This window comes from Aureibaculum luteum (genome assembly GCF_003449015.1).
GTDB classification, from domain to species: Bacteria; Bacteroidota; Bacteroidia; order Flavobacteriales; family Flavobacteriaceae; genus Aureibaculum; species Aureibaculum luteum.
Map to the genome: position 1 here is coordinate 1 of NZ_QRGD01000030.1, position 1,654 is coordinate 1,654.

Consider the following 1,654-nt stretch of genomic DNA (forward strand, 5'->3'; position numbering starts at 1 on the left):
ACGTCAGTCTGTCTAATAACCTGCCGTATTTTTTGTTTAATCTTACCAAATTACAGGTTTTGTTTTAAACAACGAGTGTTATTTGAGTTTTCTTATTCTGGTAAATATATGTTTCTAAGTAGGTTAAAAACAGTTTTATGGAGCTTTCTAAAGTTTTTATACTGTTAATAGAGGTTTTATCGCATTGTTTTAGCAGATTCCAGATTCTTGTTAAATTGTATGCTATAAATATCAAGCCAACATCCGCACTAGCTCTTAATTTGGTTTGTTTAGTGATTATGTGATCAAAACCCCATTGTCTTTTCATAGTTCCATAAGGATGCTCTACAATTGCCTGCCTTCTCTTATATGCCTGTGGGTTTTCTAAAACTCGTTTAGCGTTTTGTTCTATATAAGGCGTAAATTCACTTCGTTGAATAACCTTTCCGTTTATTTTAGAAGTAGTGCACAGCACTCTCACTGGACAATTTTTACATTTGTTTGTTTTATATTGTTTGAAGCGGTAATTACGCCCTTTGTAAGTGCTTCCATTGCTCTTAAGTAGGTTTCCCTGTGGGCAGGTATAGGTATCTTCCTGTTGTTTATACACAAAATATTCTGAGTTGTATTTTGGATCTGGTGCTTGTGATGCTCTACCTATTCCTGGAATGGCAACAAGTGTTGCAATACCTAGATCGTTAGCCGTTTTAAATTCGCTACCCGTGTGATATCCCTTATCAAATAACGCGACATGATTGTTTGTTCTTAAAATAGTTTTGGATCTTCTTAACATTCCTCCCATTGCTTTAGAGTCATTTTGATTAGTCACTAAATAATCTATAGGAATATTATAATCTGCATCTACGGTAGACTGCACACAGTAGGCAACTTCCGTTATATTTCCTCTAATAATTATGTGTCTACTCTCTGGATCTGAAGTAGATATTTGTGTGTCTCCAGATTCTTTTAGTTGCTTTTCAAGTTGCTTATACTGCTTTCTTTGTGTTTGGTAGTCTTCTTCTTTATTTCCTGTATTTCTATGTCATCCTCACTTAAGTCTAGTGCCTTATTATATTGGTTTAACTTATTATCTATATAATCTAAATGACGTTGTATTTTTTTTTGGTTAAAATTATTCTTCTTACTGTTTTGAGCTCTTAATTTGGTGCTGTCGCCAGCAATTAAGGTAGCACCAATGAGTCCGAAATTTCGAGCAATCTGTACGGTAGCAAAAAACACTTTTTTGATTGCTTTAGCATTATCTTTTCTAAAGTTACTTATAGTATTGTGATCTGGTGCAAGTGATTTTATAAGCCACATGACCTCAATATTCCTTCTACATTCTTTTTCTAGTTGCCTAGAAGAACGCGTTCTATTCATATATCCATAAATGTAGAGTTTAAGTAAAATGGACGGGTGGTAGGCAGGCGGGCCATTTTCAATAAAGTTATTACGAAAACCAAGTTTTGCTAAATCTAGCTGGTCAACAAATTGATCAATAGCTCTTACACTGTTATCTTGGTCAATAGAATCTTCCAAAGAAACGGGGAAGAGGCAGGTCTGTTTTCGGTCTTTTCCAGATATAAATTTCATATCAAGAAGATACAAAAAAGTTATAAAACCAATATGATTCTTTTAAAAGAAAATGTTAGAAGTTATTAGACAGTCTGACGTT

Annotated in this window: 1 pseudogene; it reads right to left on the reverse strand. The window is 33.9% G+C overall.

What is annotated here, in order from left to right:
- Window positions 1–64 precede the first annotated feature (64 nt).
- Window positions 65–1,572, reverse strand: a pseudogene (locus tag D3P13_RS22515) (IS1182 family transposase).
- Window positions 1,573–1,654 lie beyond the last annotated feature (82 nt).